Raw genomic sequence first — 20535 nt, forward strand, 5'->3', positions numbered from 1 at the left:
AAGGCCGCCCGCAGGCAGCCTTTCTGGTTGAGCGTTGACTCAGTCGGTGACCGTAACGCTTTCGCCGTCAAACTCAACCGTCTGACCCGCCACAATTTTGCAGCGCTTGCGGGTCTCTTTCACGCCATTCACCGTGACGTGACCGCCAGAGATCATGATTTTTGCCATCGCGCCGCTCTCGACCCAGCCTTCCAGCTTCAGCAGGTCACAGAGATCGACATGGGGATGATCGCCCAGAGAGAAAGTTGCCATTATGCTGATGCTCCATCGTCGTTATTTTCACAGGCCTGCAGGGTATTCTGGATCAGGGTTGCCACTGTCATGGGACCGACGCCGCCCGGCACCGGAGTGATATAAGCCGCGCGCTCGCAGGCCGCATCAAACTCCACATCGCCGACCACTTTGCCGCTCTCCAGACGGTTAATCCCGACATCGATCACGATCGCGCCGGGCTTAATCCACTCGCCGGGAATAAAGCCCGGCTTGCCCACCGCGACCACCAGCAGATCGGCGTGCTCAACGTGATGACGCAGATCTTTGGTAAAGCGGTGAGTGACGGTGGTGGTGCAGCCGGCCAGCAGCAGCTCCATGCTCATCGGGCGGCCGACGATATTGGAGGCGCCCACGACCACGGCGTTCAGGCCGTAAGTATCAATATTGTAGCGCTCTAACAGCGTCACGATGCCGCGCGGCGTACACGGGCGCAGCTTTGGCGCACGCTGGCACAGGCGACCGACGTTGTAAGGGTGGAAGCCGTCCACGTCTTTATGCGGGGCGATATGCTCCAGCACCTTAACGTTGTCGATGCCCGCAGGCAGCGGCAGCTGCACCAGGATACCGTCGATTTCCGGATCGTTGTTTAACGCGGTGATCAGGTCAAGCAGCTCTGCTTCGCTGGTGGTGGCGGGCATATCGTAAGAGCGCGAGAGGAAACCGACCTCTTCGCAGGCACGACGCTTGCTGCCGACATAAATCTGCGAGGCCGGGTTCTCACCGACCAGCACAACCGCCAGGCCAGGGGCACGTTTACCGCCCGCCAGACGCTGCTGTACCAGCTCTGCAACCTCTTGTCGCACCTGCTGCGCAATCGTTTTACCGTCAATAATTTTTGCTACCATCAGAGAGGGGATCCATCTGTGTTGAGTTAAATCGGGGATTGCGCCTATTTTGTCAGAAGCGGACGCTGCTGTCAGGCACAGATTCGCCAGTTAGCGTGCAATCGTGCAGCATCGGATTAATCCGTGCTTACAATTCCCGGTTAATTCCTAATTCATTTCCTCTCAGGCTGTGCCAGGATTGATTCGTAACACGGCAAATCATCGAAAAGATAAAGAGGGAATAATGAAAAATACTATTATTGCACTGTCTGCTTTACTGCTGGCTTCCCCGGTTTTCGCGGCAACCGTGACTGATAACACCGTTGCGGAAGCGCACAAAGGCGCCGATACCGCCAAAGAGAAGCTGCACAAAACCCAGCACGAGGGTTCTGAGATGAAGCTGAAGGCGAAGCACGCCGCGGAAGGTGAGAGCAACTCTACCAGCAGCAAAATCTCCGAAGGCACCCAAAAGGGCTGGGACAAAACCAAAGAAGGCACCGAGAAAGGCTGGGATAAAACCAAGCAGGGCGCCGAAGAGCTGAAAAACAAAGTGACCAACTAAGGCATTCTGTTCACCGCGCCAAAGATCAACCCACCGCACCCGGTGGGTTTTTTTATGGCTGACGGCCAGCGGGTCGCCTCACGACTGTTCATTAGTTCAGCATTAGATGCCCGGCGGCAGTAAAATCGTTGACTCAGCGGGATCGCACCGTATAATCCGACCCAATCACCATGCGCCCTTAGCTCAGTTGGATAGAGCACCGGCCTTCTAAGCCGTAGGTCACAGGTTCGAATCCTGTAGGGCGTACCAATAATTTTCAATCAGTTACGCAATTCTTAATCCCGCCTGAATGTCTCCCTGCATGTAGAGTAGCTTGCCTGGCTGCTACGGAATATCACACCACGATTGCACCACGCCATTTCCAGCATTTGGCTGTTCAGTTTGCTTTCCGGAGAGAACGGCATGGCGTTTGTTTGCCAATCCACGCTCCCTTATCCACTGACAGGCTGTTCTGAATCAGTCTAATATAATGTGATAACACCTACCGGAGGCTGCTGTTGATGAAGAAGTCAGAACTCCCTACGAAAATCTGCAGCGTGTGCGGGCGCCCTTTTACATGGCGCAAAAAGTGGGAAAAGTGCTGGGATGAAGTGCGCAAATGCTCAGAGCGCTGCCGTCGAAAGTAAGGGTTTAGTCCTCATAAAAGGCCGCCAGAGGAGCAAGTGACCCCATTCTATCTTCCACAGTGAGCATTACTGCGTCCCGCCCATTTCAGCAATCTTGTTCCACCCAAGGATGGAGAGCGGCTTGCAGTGTATTTCTTTCTGTCAGAGTTCCCACCCAACCAAAAATGCTAAAGCTCAAAATTCAGCCAAATAAATCCTTGTCGCGGGTCAGCATCTGACACTATGATCCCTGCGCTGCCCCACAATGGGCAGCCGGGTTTGACAGCCTGTTTCAAAGTGCGGAAATAAACCGCTATAATTCAGCGGTTTTTTATTTCCGTCAGGACGCGTTACGCTAAAATAATGGTGAGGCGTAGCGGGGGAGTGCTTGCGCTCGCCGGGTTCCACTTTGACCGGTCTGTCAACCCTGTTACGTCTTGCCACCCCGATTGACAGCGGTGTGGTGAGGTAAAAAACACTCCAAAGTGAGATAATCCACATGACCACTGAAAACACCTCCTACGCCGTGCTTTCTGCCCCCGAAATGGACGGTATGTTTACCGCCACCGCCGTGACTGAACCGGAATTGCTCGACCAGTGTCGTGCGCTGGTTTACGCCATCACCGAGCTGACCAACTCCACCGCCCGCGACTGTCTCACCTGGCTGTTAATGGAACGGCTGGAGATTATGCGGGAGGTTGCGGATGCGTAACCAGGGGCTGGCGGCAAAGGCGGTGGGGGAATAACGCTCGGGGTACGGTCGATCAGGCTGAACTGCCTGCGGCTTTACTCAGCACGCGATTCCCCGCTGAAAGGCAATAGTGAATCTACTGTATAGGGTTGAGGGGGATGCTGTGTGTCCCCATTGCCCTAACTTGTTCATTGAACTGACCGAGAGCCGCTTGCCTTATCTCTCCGGCCACGGTACTCCAGCAGGAATGACATTGATCCTTCGGGAATGATTAAGTTGGACGAATATAAGCAGGCATTATTGAGAAAAGGCTTTGAAACTGACGTGGAAAGCGTGGCGATTTAATAAAATTAAACCAGGGGACGTTAAGTTAAATAAAGAGATTTAAAAAAATTTACGATGCTTTCAACGCTGACGTTCCCTTTAGCCACCTCCACAGTCAAATCCACCATAGCCTCATTCCCTGGAATCTCAATACCATTACGTCGCAAAAAAAGCAGTGTGGTAAAAAGGGCTGTGCGCTTGTTGCCATCATTGAATATATGCCCGCGTGAGATTGCTAATAAATGTATTGCCGCCAACTTAAAAACAGCGTCTACATCTTCGTAGATATGTTGATTAAGGACTCGATGAATCAATGCCTGGGCACGCCCCGGGTCGGGCATGCCTTTTACGCCGGGAGTAACATTCATTATCCGATCATGAAAAGCGATGACCTCTTCCGCTGAAATGAAACGTATCGTCATTTATCTGCCAGCGCTCTAATCTGGTCGCCGTGAACGTTCATGATGGCCGAAAATTCTTCGTCCATTTTGGCCGTCTGCCAGGCCTGAAACTCGCTGGCGCTGATGATTACCGCAGAAGGATGGCCCCGACGGGTGATAGTTACTGGTTCGCCATCAGTTGCTTGTTGCAGCACAGCTGCAAGATTCTGGCGAGCATCACTGAAATTAATCTCTTTCATATGCACCTCTTTTGTACCTGTTTCTTGTACATGATACATGTACGTATTGTGCAAATAAATAGCAGTCCTCAATTATCTGACTGCGTTCTCCACCCACCAGGTTATCCTCTCTGTAACCCTTTTCCCCTGCAAAACGTTAAGGAGTCATGATGACCGTGGTAAAAATGGTGGCGGTAGATAAAGACGGCACCTTCCTCGACGACAATAAACAGTACAACCGGGCGCGTTTCCAGGCCTGCTATCAGCAAATGAAGCAGCGCGACATCAAGTTCGTCGTCGCCAGGGGCAACCAGTATTACCAGCTGAAATCCTTCTTCCCCGACATCGCCAGCGAGATCGCCTTTGTGGCAGAGAACGGCGCGTGGATCATCGACCGTGACGAAGAGCTGTTCTGCGGCTCGTTCTCGCGTGCCGATATTGATGCGGTGCTCGACACCCTGCACAACGGCAACTATCCCGACCTGCGCTACATCCTGTGCGGGCGTGAAAGTGCCTACTATTTTGAGGGCATCCCCGAGAGCTGGCTGGTGAAAATGCGCCACTACTGCCACCGCCTGAAGGCGATCCGCAGCCTCGACGACGTGGGTGACGATAAGCTGTTCAAGTTCGCGCTCAACCTGTCGGATGATTACGTCGAGCCGCTAATGGCGGATATCGCCCGCCTGCACAAGGATGCCGCTGCCGCCACCTCCAGCGGCCACGGCTCGGTGGATTTAATCGTGCCCGGCAACCATAAAGGCCACGGGCTGGATCTGCTCGGCAAGCGCTGGGGCATCGATCGCAGCGAGATCCTGGTGTTTGGCGATGGCGGTAACGATATTGAGATGCTGCAACAGTCGGGCTTCAGCTTCGCGATGGCCAATGCGCCGCAAAAGGTCAAGGATGTCGCGCGCTATCAGGCGCCAAATAATAACGAAGAGGGCGTGCTACAGGTGATTGAGCAGATGCTGGCAGGTAAACCGCCGTTTGATAAAGCAGGCGGGCAATAACAGAGCCGTCAGGCCCATCGCACCCATAACTGGCAGAGAGCAAAAGCTCTCTGTTTACTGACCCCGCGTTATTATTCCGCTACGATTGACTTCGTGGCGCAATTATTTCGCCCGCAGCCGGATAAGCGTTTCAGCCCAGGCTGATGCCGATTACCGCATTGACAAAACCTGCGATAAGCAGAACAAAGCCGGGAATGAGGTAATTCTTCTCTTTCTTTTTATAGAACAGCGCTATCAGCGCCAGGCCTGTCGCTATAAAGGGAAATGCGATGAGGGTGAATGTTGACATACGGCATCCTTATCTGAAATTTATTCCGTTAAGTGTCTGGTCAATGATAAACCAGAAACTCAATTCAGGCTCTGAATGAATAGCGCACGGGGATAATTGAGATCCCGAGCAGGAAAAACCGCGTGCTATTATGCAATATTCTGTCGCCTAAAGGCCATATCGTTTAATTAAAGGACTATTCATGAAAGGGTTATCGCTGCTTGCACTGAGCTGCATTTTTACTTTTCCTGCTTTTGCCCAGCCTGCTGCCGGGATTGAAAAAATGGAGTGGCAGCCAGCCAGCGCTTTGCGCGTCGGCAACAGCATTAATTCCCTGTACCGCATCTGGACCACCACCGGGCAAACCACCGATCTGTGGCTGAAGGTTGATTGTCAGAGCGGCGTCAAAACGCAGCTGTTTGCCGAAGTCAGCTCTCCGGCGGGCAAAGCGGTGCGCGTTTACGGCAGCGATGCGATTTCCCGCTACGCTCCGGGCGTGGTGATCGAGCCGGATGCCGACAGTCTGTTAGCGACCCAGCCAGACCTGAATGTCTGCCGGCAGCAGGTCGCCGTGCCGCAGTGGCGTGCGCTGGCGCCTGCTGATGAGCAGGGCAATCAGATGTATCTCGACGTCAGCCGCAGCGAGCGCAGCGCGGACGTTCTGCACCTGCGGCTGGCGAAAGATTTTGCCCTCGAGTATCGCGACAGTACCTATGCCGCCCCTTACGCGGTGAAAGTCACGGACTGGACGCTGCACTGCGATACACAGCAGGCCACTGCCCGCGCGGAATACTCCCTCGACAGTGCGGGTAACCTGACCGATTACCGCCTTGCCGCGAACAGCAGCACAGAGCTCGCCGCGCCGCTGAAGCAGCAGCTCTGCGCGATAAAAACATTGCGTGACTATCAAGGCAGCGGCCAGACTCTGCTCTGGCAGCAGAAGGCCCCGGCAGACCATCAGTTAACCCTGCCGGATTTTTCCCGCAACGATGCGGCGATACTGCAGCCCTATCCGTTACCTGACGAGGTTAAGGAGCATATGGCTATCGCGCTTAATTCTCCGCAGCAGCAGCCGGGCTTTCGTCACCTGAGCTTCAGCCAGCAGCAGGATAAAGAGATCGGCGGGGCGTACAGCGTCACTATCGACAAAATGCCGGATGGCACCACCTTAACGCTGGAGAAGCTGACGCTGGGGCAGGTGACGTTTAATACCCAGTCGGTGCGCCTGTTTAATCTGGTGAGTCTGAAAAAATGGGACTCTCTCACGAAACAACCGTCTACCGCCCGCACGCTGGAGAATGAGTTCCGCCTGCCGCCGAGAGCGGGGATGAAATATGCCTGGAGTAGCCAGCAAAGCGACGGAAAATCGCTCGGCCAGCAGTGCCGCACCGCCGCCGACTGGAAGCAGGCCAGCACCATTAATCCGGCCTTCCCCGGCCGTTATCTGGAGTTTAACTGCATTGACGATCGCGGTGACGGTAAGAGCGCGAGCAGTGATTATGCCTACCTGGAGCGGCTGCGCATCTTTATCCGCATCGGCTATCAGGAGCAGAGGCAGAAGAGACGCTTTACGTTTGAGGATGTGGTGGTGAAGTATTGAGCAGGAGAACCCCAGGCTGGAAGGGTAAAGTTTGTTGCGAGTAAGCCGATAAGTATTGATATCGGCAAGCCGCTATAACCTTATTGTAAGCTTGCACCCGGCAAACGTTATGTCATTACAGGAGTATACATGTCGCCACTGCTAACCGGGCGCCTTGCGCGTCTGAAAGAAAAATTGCCTCTTAGCGGTCATCAGACACAGGAAGACAAGTTAATTCCAGCCGATGCTGAATTTTCCAGTGAGTTGCAGGAGGCTGAGCAGCTCACTGTCGCTAAAAAAAATTTAGTACCGGAAAAGTACCGTGCGATTGTAGAAAACGTCGTGTTCAATGGGCTGCTTGGGATTGCAGAAGATAAACTTAATGACGATGAGTTTATTAATAACCTGTTCAATAAAGTTTATGAAATATTACCAACACCAGTGAGACTTATTCTCAGTCGCGAGCGCTGCTTACAATATCTGATGAGTAATAAAGGCCCCTTGCTCACAAAACTTCAGGATTATCGTAAAACCCAGCAACCTGAAAATACTGCCATTGAGCCGATAACATTAGCCGGGCAGGAACATATTCCTCTATCATTAACACCGCCTGAAGCGCGATAGTTAAGGCCAAAACGCTGGGTGTATAAAAGGCCAGGATCTTCATACTTCTATGAAGTAAAATAAAAGATAAAACGTTTCAGGTCATAAAATCAGGGCCGCTGCCGGATACCGTGCAGGGCCCTTTTCGTTTCGGATTATCGCGTCGCGAAGATCCTCACTCAATGCGTTGTTTCATCTCGCGCTTGTGCTTGGAGTAATCCTCACCACAGTCGGCGGAGCAGAACGCAGAGTTGGCGACAATTGGCTCATCGCGGCACCACAGGCACAGGCCATCCGGGCTTTTCAGCGACGTTTCACGGGCTGACAGCGCCGCCGTGATAATAGCCTGTTCGCGTTCCTGAGCTAAATCTGCATCATCCATAATTATTCCTTTTCGGTCTCAAAGTAGCCCATCTTTATAGCATATATCTCGCCAAAGCTTAATTGCGGGCACAAATCTTGACATTTTTGTGCATTGTTCAGCCGATCAAGAGAGCTTTCAGCAACAAACTGGAAACTGCTGGTCAGCATTCTACGCTTACAGGTGATGGTCAGTAGAATAGAGGAGAAATAAGCAGATGAAGCGCGATGTACTGAGTGAAGAGTATTACGACGAAGTGTGCCGGGTGATAGGGGATGCGGCGATCGTCCTGGTGGAGGCTGGCAGGGATACGCGGCGCGAAACGTTAGCGGAGCTGCTGAAAAGGACCCGCCATGACCGTATGGATGCGGATCGGGAAGAGCAGAAAGTGCTGGAGCACGCAATCCGGCTGGTGAAGCCCGAGGAGAAAAAGGGATAAGTCCGTGATGCGAGAAACAGTGGAGCGGCCAACGGGAATCGAACCCGTGTCATCAGCTTGGGAAGCTGAGGTAATACCATTATACGATGGCCGCCTGATGCAGGATGTTAACACAGAGGCCGCTGATAAAGTTGATATATTTCATAAATCTTGCCCTGAGTGCCGACCTCTGCTGAATGACCGGGGCGCGGAGATCCTGGGCATTTTTATGCGCCCGCCATGAACTGTGCCAGAATAGCCAAAAATTCTGACGGTACGCTTAAACATGCTTAAAACAATTCTGCTGTGTCTGATGCTGGTGGGCTGTACCGCTTCGGTGGGGAACAACTTTGACGACGGCAAGCTGGCGCAGATCAAAACTGACCAAACCACCCGGCAGCAGCTGATCGCACTGTTTGGTCAGCCCTCGACGGAAACACCTTTCCCGGAGGGGCAAAGCATTCTGATGTGGACCTGGAGCCAGGCGAAAGCGATGAGCACCACCGAAGGCAGAACCCTGACTGTCCGGCTGATGAACGGCAAAGTGAAAAGCTATACGGTGAGTAAAACCTGACAGATGTTTTCTCTCGACGATCTGTTTCAGCGACTCTCACAATCTCCGTTCCGCCAGCGTTTTCATCTGGGCAGCGCGGAATATCGCTATTTCCTCGAGAAGGGTGAAGAGACCCTCGGTCAGCATGCGCTGGAGTTTATCCGCGCCCGCCTGGCTCCGGCAGAACCGGTGAATGACGGTAAACAGACCCCAATGCGCGGCCATCCGGTGTTTATTGCTCAGCATGCCACCGCCACCTGCTGTCGCGGATGTCTCAGCAAATGGCACAATATTGCGGCGCATCAGCCCATGAGCGTGCAGCAGCAGGAGTGGGTCAAGGCGGTAATCATAAGATGGCTGAAAAGCGAAATGCTGCGCCCGCAACCGCCGCAAAAGCGCGTCAAAAAGCCCGGTGCCGATAATAGCGGTCAGCTGGAACTGTTATAAAAAGCCGACGAGTTTGTCGGCGACTTTGGCTGATGCACTCTAACCTGAGTCAATCAGCGTGTTCACGCCTCATCCCCTGAGGACTAGAACCACAAATAGGTTGCCAGGCAGTAAGCAATGGTCACTGATAGCAGAATCAGCTCTGCAGGCTTAATCAGGTACATGATATTTCCGGTCTGTTCAGGATGAGTGCTACTACCATCGGTCACTTTTGCGGAAACTTTAGTTTTTTACCTGACCCGCGCCAGGGGGCTGGCGGCCTCAGCCGACGCCTGCTTACGGCGCTTTTTCTCTTCATACATGGCGCTATCCGCATCGCGCACGGCGCTTTCCGGGGTGCTGAGCAGCGGATTCACCGCGATCACCCCCACGCTGGCGCCGGGATAATCCAGCGCGCAGGCAGGCATCGCGTAGTGCCCGGCCAGCAGCTGGCTCAGGCGCTGCCTGAAAGTGGCCGCCGCGTTCGGCGCAGCCGCGTCGGGCAGCAGGGCTGCCACCATAAATTCGTCCCCGCCCAGGCGGCCGATCACCTCGCCCTGACGGGTGCCGCCCAGCAGGCGCTGGCCGACCAGCTTCAGAAACTCATCTCCGGTTTCATGGCCGTACTGGTCATTAATCTGCTTGAAGCCGTCGAGATCAATAAAGGCCATCAGCAGCTGCTGTGCATCGCTGCGCGCGCGGCTGAACAGCGCGGGCAGGCGGTCAAAAACGGCGCGACGGTTGGGCAGGCGGGTCAGTTCGTCGGTGTAGCTCACCGCCGTCAGCGCCGCATTGGCCTGCTGCAACTCTTGCAGCAGCTGCTCTTTGCGGATGTACTGGGCAATCAGCTCGGCAAACAGCGAGAGGATCTGCGTGGCGTGCTCGCTCATCTCACGGCTCTGGGCGCTGGTGGCACACAGCGTGCCGTACAGCTCGCCGCTGCCGGTCATCACCGGGGTGCTGACGTAGGTCATAATGCCCAGCTCTTTGGCCGCCGCCGAGTCACCCCAGACCTGCGGGACATTGCAGGTGTAGGGGCGGCCCTCGTCCAGAGCACGCTTGCACAGCGTGTCCTGCCACGGCACCGACAGCCCTTCCGGGATCTGCATCTGCTGGCTGTTGCGCGCATAGAGAATATGCTGGCGGATGCCCTCCGGGTCGAGATGCGTCAGATAGGTGGACTCCATCCCGGTCACCAGCTCCAGCATCTCCAGCAGCTGGCGCACAAAGCCCTCAAGCGTTTTTTCTGAAGCCAGCGCCGTTGAGATGCGCTCAATTACGTTGTCCTGCATAGGTCTGATTTCCTGGTGGTGGTGTACAGCGAATGCGGGCCATCGCAGCGCCCGATTTAAATAACTGCTAAAAATATTGGAGTTTTTGTTTTAAGTATCACCCGGTGATAACGACACTCTAGTCGCGGGTGTCTCAGTTTATCATCGGACAAGGACGAAAAAAATTGAGGAAACAGGGCAAATTGGCGAGGGATGATGAGGGCTGACAGTGAATCGTTGTGACAGGTTTCGCCTGCTCAGTTCAGTATGGCTGGCGCGGGTACTCCTTCAGCAACCGGGGGGGGAGCGGGCTTCACAGGCCAGACCGCGACAGAGACTGAGCCGCGGCCAGGTTTGCTGTCAATCCTGCTACCACGTCAGCTCTTTACCCGCGTAGTCAATATAGTGATGGCCGCCTTTGCCGCGCCAGGCGATCAGGCGATCGGCAATGCCCCCGGCGCTTTGTGCCACCGTCAGTGGCGCGCTGGCTCCGCCCATATCGGTCTGCACCCAGCCGGGATGCACGCACAGCAGGGTCTGCTGCGCTTTATCAGCCTGCGGCAGCAGCCCGCGCACCAGCATATTCAACGCACCTTTACTGGCGGAGTAGAGCGGGTAAGTGGCGTCCGGGTTTTCGTTCAGGCTGGCGAGCTGTGAGGTCATCAGCGCCATAATTCCGCCGGGCTTCACCCGCGGCAGCAGCAGCTCGGCGCAGCGCACCGGGGAGAAGGTATTGGTCATAAACAGCGCCATCAGCTGGTCGTCGCTGGTGCGCGCCAGCTGCTGGTGATCCGGCCCGTAAATGCCGGCATTGATGAAGACGACGTCAAACTGGCTGTCGGCCAGCTGGGTGGCCAGCGCCTCACGCTGCGGCGCCAGATTGATATCCAGCGTCAGCCAGCGGATAGAGGCTGGTGCCTGCGGCGCGTCGCCGCGCGCGGTGGCGGTGACCTGCCAGCCACGCCCGGCCAGCGTGTTCGCCAGCCCAAGGCCAATACCGCGTGAAGCACCAATAATCAGAGCCTGAGGGGTTGTCATTGCCTTACCTGCCTTGTTGTGAATGATCAGGGGCGGTGTCCCGCCCCCTGTCGTTAACGGCGCCCGGCCCACCACAGTCGTAACTTGATGCCCCAACTGCTGGTCCAGCCGGTAGTGGTACTGACGATAGCGCCTTTGTCGATCACCACCAGCGTTGGCGTCACGCCAATCTGCCAGCTGCCCGACAGGCTACCCTGCGGGTCATTGATGGTGGCCAGCGGATAGCGCTTTGCCTGCAAATAGCGCTGCACTTTTTCATCTTCGCCGGAACGCAGCGCCACCGAGATCACATTCTGGCCGCTGCTGGCTAATTCCGCCACCTGCGGGGTGACGAAACGGCATACGCCGCACCAGCTGGCCCAGAAATAGACCAGCAGCGGCCGCTCTGCGCTCAGCGCGGCCAGCGTGACGTCGCGGCCATCAAGGGTCTGCAACGGCTGGTCGGCGAAGGCGAGGGGAGCGTGGGGCGCACGCCACAGGTCCATCGCCCACAGCACACCTGCCAGCAGGACGACAAACAGCAGTAGCTCGCGCCCCCAGCGTTTCAGCCGCGTCATTTAACTGCGGCCAGCTGCTGCTTGACCATCGCTTCCAGCTGCTCATAGCTCACCGCGCCCGGCAGCAGCGTGGTGCCAATCAGCGTCGCAGGGGTGCCTTCAATACCGAGATGCTGCGCCAGCTTCAGATTGTTGTTGATGGTATCGAGGCTCTGCTTGTTCGGCTCTTTCAGCGTAACGCCGCTCTTCTGCTCGGCGCTGAGAATGCTGGCGTCATCGTGGTAGCCCTTCTTCGCCATCATACGCTGGTGCAGCGCCAGCCACTGCTCCGGGTGCTGCTGCCAGGTGGTCAGCACGGCGCGCGCCGAGGTCAGCGAGCTTTCCGAGCGGTAAGGCAGCGGCTTAATCACCACCGCCACGTCCGGGTACTGCTTAACGAGTTTCTCCAGCAGCGGATCGAACTGCTTACAGTACGGGCAGTTGTAGTCGGTGAATGACACCAGGGTCAACTTCGCCGTTTTCGCCCCGATGCGCGGTGAACCGGCATCGTTGAACAGCGCATCTTTGTTCTGCTCAATCACCTGGCCTACCACGTCAGCCTGCTGTTTTTGCGCCTGCTTGTCATATGCATCCGCCGCTTCCGCGAGGATCTGCGGGTTCTGCACCAGCGTCTCTTTGATCAGTTCTTTAATGCGCACTTCCTGCTCCGGGGTAAACGGGGCCGCGGCCCAGAGTGGCGTGGCGACAAACAGCAGTGCGAGAGTCAGTTTTTTCATTGTTCAGTTCCTTTGGCTTCGGCCAGGGTTTTTAACAGGGTGGCACGGTCAAGCAGGGGGGAGAGGACTTCACCCTGCGGCAGGCCTGGCCCGTAGATTTGATTGAAGGGGATAGCCACGCTGCCGCGCTGCTTTAAGAAGTCGGTGATGGTGGCAGAAGGCTGGCTCCAGTCGCCGCGCAGGGCAACAACATCATCAGCCTGTAACGCTTGCTGCACGTCGTCGCGCAGCATCACGTTGATTTTGTTTGCTTTGCAGGTCACGCACCAGTCGGCGGTCACGTCGATGAATACGCGTTTTTTATCGTGCAGCGCCTGCTGAACAGCCTGCTCGCTCAGCGGCTGCCAGTGGATCTCATCCGGCAATTTCAGGCTGTTGTTGACCAGCCCGACGCGGCTGGCCAGCAGGCTGAGCAGCCACAGGCAGGAAGCCAGCATAAGCAGGCCCAGCGCGATGCGTACGGCGTTCATCCAGCGGCCGGGTCGCGGTAGCTTCAACGCCAGCGCGGGCCAGGCAGCGATCAGCAGCCACGGCAGGCTCATGCCAATGCCGAGTGCAATAAACATTACCCACAGCAGCGGCAGGGAGGCCGCCAGCGCAAAGGCCACGGCGGTGCCGAGGAAGGGCGCGGAGCACGGCGTGGCCAGCAGGGTGGCAAAGGCCCCCTGACAGAAGTGGCCGCCCAGCCCGTGTCCGCCGCTGGTTGCCAGCCGCGTGTTCAGCGCGGAAGGCAGCCGCAGGTGGAACAGGCCAAACAGGTTGGCGCTGAACAGCAGCGTCACCAGCGCCATCACGCCAATAAACCACGGGTTCTGGAACTGAATGCCCCAGCCCAGCGCATGATTACCAAGGCGCAGCACCGTCATCAGCAGCGCCAGCGCCATAAACGAGGTGATAATCCCGGCGCTGGAGGCGATAAACTGCAGGCGCACGCTGCGGCGATTGCGCTGCTCCACGCTGATAATGCTGCCGAGCTTCATGCCCAGCACTGGCAGTACGCACGGCATCAGATTAAGGATAAAACCGCCCGCCAGCGCCATCAGCAGCATCTGCCACAGCGGCAGCGATGAGTCGCTGCTGAGCGGCTGTGCGCTGCCGAGGGTGACGCTGCTCTGCTGTACCAGACCGCTATCGGCAATCACCAGCGAGAGGATTTTTCCGCGCAGATCGGGCGCGCTGTCGCCCCATTCATCGCTGACCGGCACGCGCGCCTCCAGGCGCGAGCCGTCAATTTTCACCACCGGCTTGCCGATGCTGGCGCCGCTTAGGGTATCGAAGAACAGCTCAGGCTGCTGCCAGCCGGCGGCGCGTTCGGCAATAATCTGCAGTTCCCCCGGCTGATAGCCGGCGCTTAGCGTATCGCTCAGGCCGCTGGCAATCGGCACTTTTCCCATCGCGTTGGCGAAATCGAAGTTAAAGCTCTGTGCGTTGGGCTCGCTCAGGTCGAGGCTGAACGGGTAATCGGTCAGAATGCAGACGTTGCTACAGGTTGACAGCGTCAGCGTACCGGCCAGCGTGCGTGGGGCCTTGCCGTCAATGACGATCGGCAGGCTGACGTGTTGGTGATAGCCCTGAGTGCTGATACCGGCTACCTCAAAGCGCTGCGGCGTTGGCCAGAACCAGCGGGCTTTTAGCGCCGGATCCTGCCAGCGGATCTGCGGCGCAATGCCACCTTCACCCGGCGAGCGCCAGTAGGTTTTCCAGCCGTTTTGCAGCTGCACATCCAGCAGCAGGCGCGTGCCTTCTTTGCCGCTGGAGTCAGCGCGCAGGCGCACTTCAGCATGGGTGTTTTGCGGGTTTTGCAGGGTGATATCGGCCGCCTGAACGACAGGCAGCCAGCACAGCAGCAGGAGCACAGCGCTCCTGAATAGGGTAAACATAGTTTTTCTCCGTGAATGATGTTTCAGAACCGGGGTGAGCGGTCGATCATTCGCGGAAGTTGCAGTGTAGGAGGTGTATTCGCAGCAGCGGGGCACGGAACTCATGTGCCGGAGGGTAAAACAGGGGGCGCGGGCGCAGCAGGGCCAGCACTATCAGCAGCAGGCCGAGCAGCGGTAAGGCACTGTCGAACAGGAGTGGGGTGGCGCACAGCGCTTTCGCACTCAGTTCACACGGGGTTACCGGGCTCTCTTTTGCGCTGCGGGAGCTGTCGGCACCCTGGGCGCTGACCGTCTGCGGCAAAATTTGCAGGGCGTGCAGGTTCGCCACGCGCTGAGCCATACAAACCAGTATGACCAGGCATGTCAGGAAGAGAAATCCTGTCGCGATGCGCTGACGTTTTTGCATAATCTGCCCAGGTAGAAAGAGCGACTATCTTAGCGGCAGTACACCGTTTGGCAATAGTCACTCTTGTAAACTTTTGTCACCCGTCGGTTATGCGGCGCTGACCGCGCCCCACACCATGCGCCCCTGATGGAAGGTGGCGGTGCGAGGAGAGATGCGCGCCACCGCTTCCGCGGAGCAGGAGGCGTCAACCAGCACGAAGCTGGCTTCATCCTGCACCTGCGGCCAGGCGCGCTGGCCTTTGTCATCCAGCGGCAGGCGGTTTCCGGTAGCAATCGCCAGCGAGCGCGACAGCGCAAACTCGCCGGGGCGAGTGTACAGCTGGGCATACAGATTGGCTTTTTCCAGCATGTCGCCAAGGCCAAACGGGGACCAGTGATCAATCACGCTGTCGGTCCCGGTCATGACAAATACGCCGCTCTCCTGCAGCTGCTTCAGCGGCATATGCAGTGTACCAATCGGCACGGTGGAGGCGATGGTGACCTGCTGCGCGGCCATGCGCGCTGCGGTTTCCGCTATCTGCTGCGGGGTCAGCGTGGCGAGGGCGAACGCGTGGCTGATGGTCAGTTTCCCCTTCAGCTGCGGGGTTTTCTCGACGGTGGTCAGCATGTAGTCGATAGCGGCCACGCCCGCCGGGCTGGTTTCGTGCAGGTGGATATCCACACCTTTGTCGTAGTCGAGCGCGATCTGGAACATCGTATCCAGCGAGCGCTGCATATCGCCGTCGACGTTGGTCGGGTCCAGCCCGCCGACGTAGTGCGCCCCGGCCTGCATCGCTTCGCGCATCAGAGGTTCACTTTTTGACAGCAGCAGGCCGTGCTGCGGAAACGCGACGATCTCGCAGCTAAAGCCCAACTTGCGGCGTTCCAGCACCGCCTGCAGATTCTCCAGATTCTTCAGCCCGGAGACCGGCTCGATGTTGCAGTGGCTGCGTGCCACGGTAGAGCCTTTCGACTGCAGCAGGTCAATCAGCTTGCCCGCGCGCTCCTGAGTATAGGGTTGCAGCTCCGGCAGCAGGCGATGCTCAAGGGCGATCATATCTTTAATGGTGGTGCCTTCCGGGCGCGACTGAACGCGCCACGGGCCGCCGTAAAAGGTCTTATCGAGGTGAATGTGCATGTCGCGCATGGCGGGCAGCAGCAGTTTCCCCCCGGCGTTAAAGCGCGGCAGGCTGGCATCGGCAAACGAGTGATTAGCCGCGATGGCAACGATCTTGCCGTTATTGATCTCAAAGCTATGCAGCGCCGTTTCGGTGGCAACCACCACCTCATCCTGATAGCGGAAGCCGGTCTCCAGCAGCACGTTATCCAGATAATAGTGGTTGCTGTTAATGGTGGTCATCCTGCTCTCCGGTTGGGCGCAGCGGGCGGAATTGCCCGTCGCAAAGGCGGGGGCGCTGCCCGCGCCGATCATCGCGCAGGCGGCAAGCATTTTTCCGCCGTGGCTGAGAAATTCGCGGCGGTTAGGGTCGGTATTATTCATCGTCTGCTCCTGCATCCATTAACAGAGTCGCAATCGCCGTGAAGCCGAGCGAGCGCGCCAGCTGCAGCGGCGTTTTACCGTATTTATCGGTCATATGCGGGCTGGCACCGTGCGCCAGCAGCAGCCGCACGATCTCCTGCTGGCGCGCGCCGCCGTCGTTAAGCACGATGGCTTCCAGCAGCGGTGTCCAGCCTAAAAAGTTGGTGTGGTTGACGTTGATCGCGGTTGAGGTCAGCAGCTCACGCACGATCTCCACATGGCCTTTTTCACAGGCGGGCGTCAGGCCGACCCCGCCAAAGCGCGTCAGGCGCGTCAGGTCAGGCGTGGCGGGTAACAGCAGGCGCAGCAGAGTCAGATCGCCGCCGAGGCAGCTAAGCAGAAACGGATTCAGGCAGGTATTGTCCTGCTGATTGATGTCGGCGCCGGCCTCGATCAGCCACTCAACGCAGGCATAGTGCTGATGTTGTGCTGCGAGGGTGATGGCGCTGGTGCCCTGACGATTAACGCTGTTCAGGTCAACGCCCGCCGCCAGGCACTGTTGTAACGTTGCCAGCTCTCCCGCCTGCGCGGCGCTGAGGAAGCGGGTAGTCCGATCGCTAACTGATGACATAAGATTCCCTTTAAACCGAAGGTGAGCAATTCATCGACAATAACAGCGACTGATAATCAGGAGAATACGCTTGAAATTAATTCACCGTTTACGCTGAGATTGTTGAATACTGTTCAATATTATTGGCTGGCGGGCGCGGGCGACAATGAACTCGATCTTTAATGAAGAAAATCTCCAGGTACTGATCAGCGTGGTGCGCTGCGGCAGCTTCAGCAGAGCCGCGCAGGAGCTTGGCATCACCACTTCGGCCGTCAGCTATGCGATAAAACGCATCGAAACCGGGCTGGGCGTGGCGCTATTTACCCGCAGCGCCCGCAGCGTGGAGCTGACCGAGGCCGGGCACTATTTCTGGCGCAAGTGTGGCGAATTGCTCAACGACATCCAGCGCATTAAACGTGGGGTGGACACCATTGCTCAGGGTATTGAGCCGCGCGTGCGCATCTGCATCAACCAGCTGCTGTACACGCCGCATCACACCGCGCGCTTACTCCAGCTGTTGGATAACCAGTTTCCAGGCTGCCAGGTGGTGATCACCACGGCGGTTTATAACGGCGTGTGGGATGCGTTGGTCAATCAGCAGGTTAACGTGGCGATAGGTGCCCCGGATACGCTGCCGGATGGCGGCGGCATTGATTATCTGGCGATTGGCAGCGTGCGCTGGCAGTTCGCTATCGCTCCCGATCATCCGCTGGCTCGCCTGGCGCAGCCGCTGGGCGAAAGTCAGCTGCGCCAGTGGACCACCATCATGGTGGAGGACACCGCTGAAACGCTGAATAAAAAAGTGGGCTGGTTACTGCACGGTCAGCAATCGCTGGTTGTACCGGACTTTGCCACCAAGTACCACTGCCAGATGCTGGGGCAGGGGATTGGTTTTCTGCCGGATTATCTGGTGCGCGAGGCGGGTCAGCGGCTGGTGACGCTGGCAGTACAGAACCCGCGCCAGGACTCTCCGATGCTGCTGGCGACGCAGCATGCGGCCAGCGGGCAGGTGACACAGTGGATCAGAGAGCAGTTTGCCGCAGGCGGCGTGCTAAGTGAACTGTACCAGGATTTACTACACCTGGATAAAAATACAGACATTATGTAACGAACGTGTTAAGGTGGCGTTTCTTACAATAAGAATCGTAAATCAAAAAAGGCAGTTACCTATTCAAAATATCAAATATCAGTGCCCGTCATGTCACGGTTGTCAGTATCGTTTTTCCCCGTTCAGTATCAGCGCCAAAAATCCGCACGGTGCAAACTGCATTTTCTGCAAAGCGCAGATGCAGGTGAGCTACAAAATCTACGCTAGCTAATCGTTCCCGCTGACCGTTAACGCCCTCGCTTTCCCGTCCTGTTCTGCGATGTCCTGAGATAACCCCAAGGCTGTTTTCACTGACCCAATCAGTGTTACCCTTAACGGCTATTTATCGAATTCCACGTTTCAGGACCCGAACATGACCACCTCAATGGCAAAACTCCTCTCACTCTGCAGCGACAGTCTGGCGCCCGCGCCGGAAGAAATGCAGTTCGACACTTCCGCTCATCCCGCGCTGGTGGATGAGTTGCGCCAGCTGCTGAGCAGCAAAAACGGCTGCTATGGGTTTGTCTCTGCGCTGCATATCTTTCCGTGGCAGAGCAGTGGTGAAGAGATGGGCATCCAGCAGTGGAACCAGCCGGAGCTGTGGATTGATGCCTATGAAGATATGGCGCGTGATGCGCTGTTCTTTGCGGAAGACATTTTCGGCGTACAGTTCTGCCTGCGCGGGGATGCGGTGTGCAGCTTTGAGCCGGAAACCGGTGAATTCAGCTGGCTGGCCGCCAGTCTTGAGCACTGGTGCGCGCTGATCCTTGAAGAGTATTCGGTGCTGACCGGCTACCCGCTGGCGCAGGACTGGCAGGAACAGCATGGCGCATTACCCTCAGGCTGCCGCCTGATGCCAAAGCTGCCTTTTGTTGCCGGGGGCGAATTTGTCCCTGAGAATCTTCAGGCGGTACGCAGTATCCAGGCGATGCGCCACCGTGCGCAGTTTGCGCTGCAAATTCGCCATATGCCCGACGGCCAGCAGGTAGATATCGGCGCGGACCAGCCCGCCGGATAGTCAGCTGCCCGGCATTGCGGCGCCGGAAGCAATAAACCACACCAGAAATGCCATCGCGGCAATAAAGATCAGGGTGGGGGCAATCGCTCTTTTATTCACGGCTTTACACCTTTCGGTTGTTTAACGGTTGGGGAGCGCCCGCTCCCCGGCGGCGGCGAGTGTAGCATAATCCCCCTTGTCCCGACATGCCGTTAAACCCTGTTACACCTGGACAATTTATGAAAAAATGATTGCGCAATCATTTAGCCGACAGGAAGCCGATGAAAAACCGTAACGATGCGTTCGCACCCGCCGTCAGTAAAACCCCCACGCTGGAAGATGTCGCGCGCGTGGCGGGGCTGTCACCGATGACCGTCAGCCGGGCAATTAATAAGCCGCAGGTGGTGCGCCCGGCGACGGTGGCAAGGGTGATGGAGGCGATCCAGGCGACCGGCTATATTCCCAATATGCTGGCGGGTGGGCTGGCTTCAAAGCGCAGCCGTTTGATCGCCGTGGTGGTGCCGCAGATCAACAACAGCATGTTTGTTGATACCGTTCAGGCCATCAGCGATCGGCTGGCGCAGCGCGGCTACCATATGCTGCTGTGCGTAACGGGCTATTCGTATGACCGGGAAGCGGAGATCGTCGCGACCATCCTCTCACGCCGTCCTGATGGCATGGTGCTGACCGGCATTCATCACAGCCCTGAGCTGCGCAAGACCATCCTCAACGCCGGGCTACCGGTGGTGGAAATCTGGGATATGACGCCGACGCCGCTCGATATGCTGGTCGGTTTTTCGCACGAAAAAATCGGCACCTGCATTGGTCAATACTGCCTGCAGCGCGGCTACCTGAATCTCGGGCTGGTGTGGGCAGGCGACCGCCGCGCTCAGCAGCGGCGCAAAGGGCTGGTTGATGCAATGCAGGGCCAGGCTGGCAGCCGAATTCGCGGCGTTAATGCCCCGGTACCGACCTCGCTCGCGGCCGGGCGGCAGGGGCTGAAACAGCTGCTGGCGCAGGGAGAGCGCTTCGACGCGATTATCTGCAGCTCGGATACCCTGGCGCAGGGTGTCATTATGGAGGCCTGCGCACGCGGGCTGCCCGTGCCGCAGCAGCTGGCGGTGATCGGCTTTGGCGACCTCAGCTTTGCTGCCTCTAACCAGCCCGCCATTACCACGGTGGCGATCGACCGGGTGAAAATGGGTGAGGATGCGGCAACGCGGCTGGCCGATAAAATTGAAGGCCGCAGCCCGCAGGATGCGGTGGTTGACCTTGGATTTCAGCTGGTTGAGCGCGACTCCGGCTGAGGGGATGCAGCCTTAGCAACTTCTCCGCAGCCACAATGTTTTCCCTGTTGTTGTGCTTATCGCCTGGAAAAATCTCTGGCATGCCATGGCGC

General features: G+C 57.2%; 28 protein-coding genes and 2 tRNA genes. 14 read left to right on the forward strand and 16 right to left on the reverse strand.

Annotated features, from left to right (window positions below):
- Nucleotides 1–39: 39 nt before the first annotated feature.
- Both ybcJ and folD read right to left on the reverse strand, forming a co-directional pair.
- A complete protein-coding gene (gene ybcJ / locus ACLI4M_RS15645) occupies nt 40–252 on the reverse strand; it encodes a ribosome-associated protein YbcJ (protein ID WP_048916855.1) in 213 nt (70 codons plus the stop codon).
- On the reverse strand, nt 252–1118 hold the full coding sequence (folD, locus tag ACLI4M_RS15650; RefSeq protein ID WP_133624242.1) for a bifunctional methylenetetrahydrofolate dehydrogenase/methenyltetrahydrofolate cyclohydrolase FolD: 867 nt from the start codon (nt 1116–1118) through the stop codon (nt 252–254). The genes ybcJ and folD overlap by 1 nt, the downstream gene beginning before the upstream one ends.
- A gap of 223 nt (nt 1119–1341) precedes the next feature.
- Here folD and ACLI4M_RS15655 point away from each other — a divergent pair, with 223 nt between their 5' ends.
- The 4 genes from ACLI4M_RS15655 (at nt 1342) to ACLI4M_RS15670 (ending at nt 2976) form a co-directional block, all read left to right on the forward strand.
- Nucleotides 1342–1659, forward strand: coding sequence for a hypothetical protein (locus ACLI4M_RS15655; protein WP_048916880.1), 318 nt, complete (start codon nt 1342–1344; stop codon nt 1657–1659).
- A gap of 172 nt (nt 1660–1831) precedes the next feature.
- Nucleotides 1832–1908: transfer RNA gene (locus ACLI4M_RS15660), tRNA-Arg, on the forward strand.
- A gap of 251 nt (nt 1909–2159) precedes the next feature.
- Complete coding sequence (locus tag ACLI4M_RS15665) at nt 2160–2285, forward strand: DUF2256 domain-containing protein (RefSeq protein WP_099754181.1); 126 nt, start codon at nt 2160–2162, stop codon at nt 2283–2285.
- A gap of 478 nt (nt 2286–2763) precedes the next feature.
- Nucleotides 2764–2976, forward strand: coding sequence for a hypothetical protein (locus ACLI4M_RS15670; RefSeq protein ID WP_133624240.1), 213 nt, complete (start codon nt 2764–2766; stop codon nt 2974–2976).
- Nucleotides 2977–3320: 344 nt separating this feature from the next.
- On the opposite strand, the gene ACLI4M_RS15675 is transcribed toward ACLI4M_RS15670, so the two are convergent.
- Both ACLI4M_RS15675 and ACLI4M_RS15680 read right to left on the reverse strand, forming a co-directional pair.
- Nucleotides 3321–3701, reverse strand: a complete 381-nt coding sequence (locus ACLI4M_RS15675) for a type II toxin-antitoxin system death-on-curing family toxin (protein ID WP_133624239.1) — start codon at nt 3699–3701, stop codon at nt 3321–3323.
- The gene (locus ACLI4M_RS15680; protein WP_133624238.1) at nt 3698–3919 is read right to left on the reverse strand and encodes a type II toxin-antitoxin system Phd/YefM family antitoxin; all 222 of its coding nucleotides are present in this window, start codon (nt 3917–3919) and stop codon (nt 3698–3700) included. The genes ACLI4M_RS15675 and ACLI4M_RS15680 overlap by 4 nt, the downstream gene beginning before the upstream one ends.
- A gap of 149 nt (nt 3920–4068) precedes the next feature.
- Between ACLI4M_RS15680 and ACLI4M_RS15685 the strand changes: the two genes are divergently transcribed.
- Nucleotides 4069–4908 (forward strand): Cof-type HAD-IIB family hydrolase, encoded by an 840-nt coding sequence (locus ACLI4M_RS15685; protein WP_133625107.1) that lies wholly within the window; start codon nt 4069–4071, stop codon nt 4906–4908.
- A gap of 130 nt (nt 4909–5038) precedes the next feature.
- Here the strand turns inward: ACLI4M_RS15685 and ACLI4M_RS15690 are convergent, their stop codons facing one another.
- Nucleotides 5039–5197 (reverse strand): hypothetical protein, encoded by a 159-nt coding sequence (locus ACLI4M_RS15690; protein WP_166643190.1) that lies wholly within the window; start codon nt 5195–5197, stop codon nt 5039–5041.
- Between the two features lie 181 nt (nt 5198–5378).
- Between ACLI4M_RS15690 and ACLI4M_RS15695 the strand changes: the two genes are divergently transcribed.
- A complete protein-coding gene (locus ACLI4M_RS15695) occupies nt 5379–6776 on the forward strand; it encodes a hypothetical protein (protein ID WP_133624237.1) in 1398 nt (465 codons plus the stop codon).
- 129 nt (nt 6777–6905) lie between these two features.
- Nucleotides 6906–7379 (forward strand): hypothetical protein, encoded by a 474-nt coding sequence (locus tag ACLI4M_RS15700; RefSeq protein WP_053110442.1) that lies wholly within the window; start codon nt 6906–6908, stop codon nt 7377–7379.
- 154 nt (nt 7380–7533) lie between these two features.
- Here ACLI4M_RS15700 and ACLI4M_RS15705 read toward each other — a convergent pair whose 3' ends face one another.
- Nucleotides 7534–7740 (reverse strand): hypothetical protein, encoded by a 207-nt coding sequence (locus ACLI4M_RS15705; RefSeq protein WP_048918075.1) that lies wholly within the window; start codon nt 7738–7740, stop codon nt 7534–7536.
- A 196-nt stretch (nt 7741–7936) separates the two neighbouring features.
- On the opposite strand from ACLI4M_RS15705, the gene ACLI4M_RS15710 reads away from it, so the two are divergent.
- Complete coding sequence (locus ACLI4M_RS15710; protein ID WP_133624236.1) at nt 7937–8158, forward strand: DUF2767 family protein; 222 nt, start codon at nt 7937–7939, stop codon at nt 8156–8158.
- 20 nt (nt 8159–8178) lie between these two features.
- Here ACLI4M_RS15710 and ACLI4M_RS15715 read toward each other — a convergent pair.
- A tRNA-Gly gene (locus ACLI4M_RS15715) sits at nt 8179–8252 on the reverse strand.
- Between the two features lie 171 nt (nt 8253–8423).
- On the opposite strand from ACLI4M_RS15715, the gene ACLI4M_RS15720 reads away from it, so the two are divergent.
- Entirely contained in the window at nt 8424–8711 is a 288-nt protein-coding gene (locus tag ACLI4M_RS15720; protein WP_133624235.1) for a hypothetical protein, read from the forward strand.
- Nucleotides 8712–8714: 3 nt separating this feature from the next.
- Nucleotides 8715–9137, forward strand: coding sequence for a DUF4186 domain-containing protein (locus ACLI4M_RS15725; protein WP_133624234.1), 423 nt, complete (start codon nt 8715–8717; stop codon nt 9135–9137).
- Between the two features lie 230 nt (nt 9138–9367).
- On the opposite strand, the gene ACLI4M_RS15730 is transcribed toward ACLI4M_RS15725, so the two are convergent.
- The 8 genes from ACLI4M_RS15730 to ACLI4M_RS15765 all read right to left on the reverse strand — a co-directional run bounded on the left by ACLI4M_RS15730 (nt 9368) and on the right by ACLI4M_RS15765 (nt 17073).
- Nucleotides 9368–10408 carry a sensor domain-containing diguanylate cyclase gene (locus ACLI4M_RS15730; RefSeq protein ID WP_133624233.1) on the reverse strand — a complete coding sequence of 347 codons (1041 nt, stop codon included), beginning with the start codon at nt 10406–10408 and terminating at the stop codon, nt 9368–9370.
- Nucleotides 10409–10756: 348 nt separating this feature from the next.
- Nucleotides 10757–11425 carry an SDR family oxidoreductase gene (locus tag ACLI4M_RS15735; protein WP_133624232.1) on the reverse strand — a complete coding sequence of 223 codons (669 nt, stop codon included), beginning with the start codon at nt 11423–11425 and terminating at the stop codon, nt 10757–10759.
- Between the two features lie 53 nt (nt 11426–11478).
- Nucleotides 11479–11982, reverse strand: coding sequence for a protein disulfide oxidoreductase (locus ACLI4M_RS15740; protein WP_048918068.1), 504 nt, complete (start codon nt 11980–11982; stop codon nt 11479–11481).
- The gene (locus ACLI4M_RS15745) at nt 11979–12698 is read right to left on the reverse strand and encodes a DsbA family protein (protein ID WP_133624231.1); all 720 of its coding nucleotides are present in this window, start codon (nt 12696–12698) and stop codon (nt 11979–11981) included. Before ACLI4M_RS15745 ends, ACLI4M_RS15740 begins: the two co-directional genes overlap by 4 nt.
- Entirely contained in the window at nt 12695–14578 is a 1884-nt protein-coding gene (locus ACLI4M_RS15750) for a protein-disulfide reductase DsbD family protein (protein WP_133624230.1), read from the reverse strand. Before ACLI4M_RS15750 ends, ACLI4M_RS15745 begins: the two co-directional genes overlap by 4 nt.
- 46 nt (nt 14579–14624) lie before the next feature.
- Entirely contained in the window at nt 14625–14984 is a 360-nt protein-coding gene (locus ACLI4M_RS15755; RefSeq protein ID WP_048918065.1) for a hypothetical protein, read from the reverse strand.
- A gap of 87 nt (nt 14985–15071) precedes the next feature.
- Nucleotides 15072–16463 (reverse strand): amidohydrolase family protein, encoded by a 1392-nt coding sequence (locus tag ACLI4M_RS15760; RefSeq protein WP_133624229.1) that lies wholly within the window; start codon nt 16461–16463, stop codon nt 15072–15074.
- Nucleotides 16456–17073 (reverse strand): ankyrin repeat domain-containing protein, encoded by a 618-nt coding sequence (locus ACLI4M_RS15765; RefSeq protein ID WP_133624228.1) that lies wholly within the window; start codon nt 17071–17073, stop codon nt 16456–16458. Before ACLI4M_RS15765 ends, ACLI4M_RS15760 begins: the two co-directional genes overlap by 8 nt.
- A 145-nt stretch (nt 17074–17218) precedes the next feature.
- Between ACLI4M_RS15765 and ACLI4M_RS15770 the strand changes: the two genes are divergently transcribed.
- The 3 genes from ACLI4M_RS15770 (at nt 17219) to ACLI4M_RS15780 (ending at nt 19157) form a co-directional block, all read left to right on the forward strand.
- Nucleotides 17219–18160 carry a LysR substrate-binding domain-containing protein gene (locus tag ACLI4M_RS15770; protein ID WP_133624227.1) on the forward strand — a complete coding sequence of 314 codons (942 nt, stop codon included), beginning with the start codon at nt 17219–17221 and terminating at the stop codon, nt 18158–18160.
- Between the two features lie 13 nt (nt 18161–18173).
- Nucleotides 18174–18371 (forward strand): cold shock small protein YmcF, encoded by a 198-nt coding sequence (gene ymcF / locus ACLI4M_RS15775; RefSeq protein ID WP_432759787.1) that lies wholly within the window; start codon nt 18174–18176, stop codon nt 18369–18371.
- Between the two features lie 141 nt (nt 18372–18512).
- Entirely contained in the window at nt 18513–19157 is a 645-nt protein-coding gene (locus ACLI4M_RS15780; RefSeq protein WP_133624226.1) for an SMI1/KNR4 family protein, read from the forward strand.
- On the opposite strand, the gene ACLI4M_RS15785 is transcribed toward ACLI4M_RS15780, so the two are convergent.
- Nucleotides 19158–19256 (reverse strand): YoaK family small membrane protein, encoded by a 99-nt coding sequence (locus ACLI4M_RS15785; protein WP_137268681.1) that lies wholly within the window; start codon nt 19254–19256, stop codon nt 19158–19160.
- A gap of 161 nt (nt 19257–19417) precedes the next feature.
- On the opposite strand from ACLI4M_RS15785, the gene ACLI4M_RS15790 reads away from it, so the two are divergent.
- Nucleotides 19418–20443, forward strand: coding sequence for a LacI family DNA-binding transcriptional regulator (locus ACLI4M_RS15790; protein ID WP_133624225.1), 1026 nt, complete (start codon nt 19418–19420; stop codon nt 20441–20443).
- Nucleotides 20444–20535 lie beyond the last annotated feature (92 nt).

The sequence above is a fragment of the Erwinia sp. LJJL01 genome, assembly GCF_047300805.2.
GTDB lineage: Bacteria > Pseudomonadota > Gammaproteobacteria > Enterobacterales > Enterobacteriaceae > Erwinia > Erwinia aphidicola.

Bases quoted from the DNA above. Each gene is read 5' to 3' on its own strand.
- ACLI4M_RS15780 (WP_133624226.1), top strand. From the start codon at position 18,513: ATGACCACCTCAATGGCAAAACTCCTCTCACTCTGCAGCGACAGTCTG.
- ACLI4M_RS15690 (WP_166643190.1), bottom strand. From the start codon at position 5,197: ATGTCAACATTCACCCTCATCGCATTTCCCTTTATAGCGACAGGCCTG.
- ACLI4M_RS15720 (WP_133624235.1), top strand. From the start codon at position 8,424: ATGCTTAAAACAATTCTGCTGTGTCTGATGCTGGTGGGCTGTACCGCT.
- ACLI4M_RS15760 (WP_133624229.1), bottom strand. From the start codon at position 16,463: ATGAATAATACCGACCCTAACCGCCGCGAATTTCTCAGCCACGGCGGA.
- ACLI4M_RS15705 (WP_048918075.1), bottom strand. From the start codon at position 7,740: ATGGATGATGCAGATTTAGCTCAGGAACGCGAACAGGCTATTATCACG.
- ybcJ (WP_048916855.1), bottom strand. From the start codon at position 252: ATGGCAACTTTCTCTCTGGGCGATCATCCCCATGTCGATCTCTGTGAC.
- ACLI4M_RS15730 (WP_133624233.1), bottom strand. From the start codon at position 10,408: ATGCAGGACAACGTAATTGAGCGCATCTCAACGGCGCTGGCTTCAGAA.
- ACLI4M_RS15750 (WP_133624230.1), bottom strand. From the start codon at position 14,578: ATGTTTACCCTATTCAGGAGCGCTGTGCTCCTGCTGCTGTGCTGGCTG.
- ACLI4M_RS15700 (WP_053110442.1), top strand. From the start codon at position 6,906: ATGTCGCCACTGCTAACCGGGCGCCTTGCGCGTCTGAAAGAAAAATTG.
- ACLI4M_RS15770 (WP_133624227.1), top strand. From the start codon at position 17,219: ATGAACTCGATCTTTAATGAAGAAAATCTCCAGGTACTGATCAGCGTG.
- ACLI4M_RS15725 (WP_133624234.1), top strand. From the start codon at position 8,715: ATGTTTTCTCTCGACGATCTGTTTCAGCGACTCTCACAATCTCCGTTC.
- ACLI4M_RS15680 (WP_133624238.1), bottom strand. From the start codon at position 3,919: ATGAAAGAGATTAATTTCAGTGATGCTCGCCAGAATCTTGCAGCTGTG.
- ACLI4M_RS15745 (WP_133624231.1), bottom strand. From the start codon at position 12,698: ATGAAAAAACTGACTCTCGCACTGCTGTTTGTCGCCACGCCACTCTGG.
- ACLI4M_RS15735 (WP_133624232.1), bottom strand. From the start codon at position 11,425: ATGACAACCCCTCAGGCTCTGATTATTGGTGCTTCACGCGGTATTGGC.
- ACLI4M_RS15765 (WP_133624228.1), bottom strand. From the start codon at position 17,073: ATGTCATCAGTTAGCGATCGGACTACCCGCTTCCTCAGCGCCGCGCAG.
- ACLI4M_RS15790 (WP_133624225.1), top strand. From the start codon at position 19,418: ATGAAAAACCGTAACGATGCGTTCGCACCCGCCGTCAGTAAAACCCCC.
- ACLI4M_RS15695 (WP_133624237.1), top strand. From the start codon at position 5,379: ATGAAAGGGTTATCGCTGCTTGCACTGAGCTGCATTTTTACTTTTCCT.
- ACLI4M_RS15740 (WP_048918068.1), bottom strand. From the start codon at position 11,982: ATGACGCGGCTGAAACGCTGGGGGCGCGAGCTACTGCTGTTTGTCGTC.
- ACLI4M_RS15675 (WP_133624239.1), bottom strand. From the start codon at position 3,701: ATGACGATACGTTTCATTTCAGCGGAAGAGGTCATCGCTTTTCATGAT.
- ACLI4M_RS15670 (WP_133624240.1), top strand. From the start codon at position 2,764: ATGACCACTGAAAACACCTCCTACGCCGTGCTTTCTGCCCCCGAAATG.
- ACLI4M_RS15710 (WP_133624236.1), top strand. From the start codon at position 7,937: ATGAAGCGCGATGTACTGAGTGAAGAGTATTACGACGAAGTGTGCCGG.
- ACLI4M_RS15665 (WP_099754181.1), top strand. From the start codon at position 2,160: ATGAAGAAGTCAGAACTCCCTACGAAAATCTGCAGCGTGTGCGGGCGC.
- ACLI4M_RS15755 (WP_048918065.1), bottom strand. From the start codon at position 14,984: ATGCAAAAACGTCAGCGCATCGCGACAGGATTTCTCTTCCTGACATGC.
- ACLI4M_RS15655 (WP_048916880.1), top strand. From the start codon at position 1,342: ATGAAAAATACTATTATTGCACTGTCTGCTTTACTGCTGGCTTCCCCG.
- folD (WP_133624242.1), bottom strand. From the start codon at position 1,118: ATGGTAGCAAAAATTATTGACGGTAAAACGATTGCGCAGCAGGTGCGA.
- ACLI4M_RS15685 (WP_133625107.1), top strand. From the start codon at position 4,069: ATGACCGTGGTAAAAATGGTGGCGGTAGATAAAGACGGCACCTTCCTC.